This window comes from Aliikangiella maris (genome assembly GCF_040719265.1).
Lineage (GTDB): Bacteria > Pseudomonadota > Gammaproteobacteria > Enterobacterales > Kangiellaceae > Aliikangiella > Aliikangiella maris.
On sequence record NZ_JBFDAH010000102.1, the window covers coordinates 1 to 1,452 of the forward strand.

Below are 1,452 nucleotides of genomic sequence, written 5' to 3' on the forward strand. Positions count from 1 at the left end.
GCCTTATGGGGAAGTTGAAAACCTGGAAGCTGATGAAAATATTATTTGTAATCTCAGATTCCAAGGGCAGTATTTTGATGCGGAGACTCAACTGCATTACAATCGGTTTCGGTATTATGATGCGAGGAATGGGCGGTTTACCAGTCAAGACCCGATTGGGTTATTGGGTGGGAGTAATCAGTATCGGTATGTGCCTAATCCATTGAGTTGGATCGATCCTTTAGGACTGAGTTGTAAAGAAAATTCATGGAATATTTTTCAGAAAAATACTAAAGGGCATTTTGTAAATAGTACTGAGGCTTCTAAAAGTTATCAAAGAATGAAGGAAGTAGAAGCAATGGATAAAATGTCTCGACCTGAGAATGTTGAAAGTTATTTACCTCAATCTTTTATTGATAATCATTTGAAGTTATTTAATCAACAAGGAGGTGCATTTATTGCTATTCAAGGCTGGATTCGAAACCCAAAGTATAAGAATTATCCTCCTAGAAAGTTTGTTGGGCTTAGATCTGAAATGGATGAGATAATTTCTAGGTATGAGGCGTCAGGTAAAGATTGGACTATTTTACGAGATGAACTTAGTTTAGGTGAAGGCGTGGATCTATCTAGTGATCAAATTTCATATATTATAATTCAACCTAATGATCCCAGATTTTCTTATGATATTCCAAATGGGAAAGAAGCTGGAGCTTATGATGGCGAATGGGTTCCCGGAGGAAAGACTAAGGGACAAACAACTGAAGCAGCTTTAGTTGGAGCTGAAAATATTAAACATGATAATAAGTTATCTGAGTTAGAAAAACAATTTCCTGGTTCTAAAAGAATAAGGTGATTTAAGAATATGAATACATTTGAGTTTGCAGTTAAAAATGGAGAAATGAGTAGCTTCTTTAGAGGTGAGGGAAAGTACTTTATCCGTTGTCCTGATTGGGGAATACATCTGCATGGAGCTAATTTAAGTGGAGCTATTGAAAGTTATATTAAAGAAAATAATTATGGAAATCAGGTTTTAGAGTCGGGTTTTTTAATTTTTCTGAAAAGCTTGAAAGTAGACAAAGAAGATTTTGAGCATCTACTTGCCAATTTGGCAGCTTATTTTGCGATTAAAAATGACAAGTCTGGCTTGAGTGGTGTTAACTTTTTTAGATCGTCTGAAAGTGTACAAATTCTCAAGTCTTATTTAAAAGAAGTGAGAAAGTCAGGTCTATATGCTAGCGTCCAACCTGAAATGAAAGCTTACATTGATTATATGGTTGAGAATGGAAGTAATTTGGTTAGAGATGTATTAGATAGTGATTATTAGTAGATTTGCAAGTGCATTTTAATTGTTGGCTGTCCCTGTATCAGTACAATCAGTTAGGATATTTAACCCAAATCCTCGATGGCGAACATCGTGTACAACAATTTAAACGTGACGCACTGGGTCGTTTACTTGAAAAAACCAGTTTGAAC

At 35.4% G+C, this 1,452-nt stretch carries 2 protein-coding genes; both read left to right on the plus strand.

Annotated features, from left to right (window positions below; translation table 11 throughout):
- On the plus strand, positions 1-832 hold an 832-nt coding region (locus ABVT42_RS22280; RefSeq protein WP_367024536.1), incomplete at its 5' end, for an RHS repeat-associated core domain-containing protein.
- Between the two features lie 9 nt (positions 833-841).
- Complete coding sequence (locus tag ABVT42_RS22285; RefSeq protein WP_353898179.1) at positions 842-1,303, plus strand: hypothetical protein; 462 nt, start codon at positions 842-844, stop codon at positions 1,301-1,303.
- Positions 1,304-1,452: the final 149 nt, after the last annotated feature.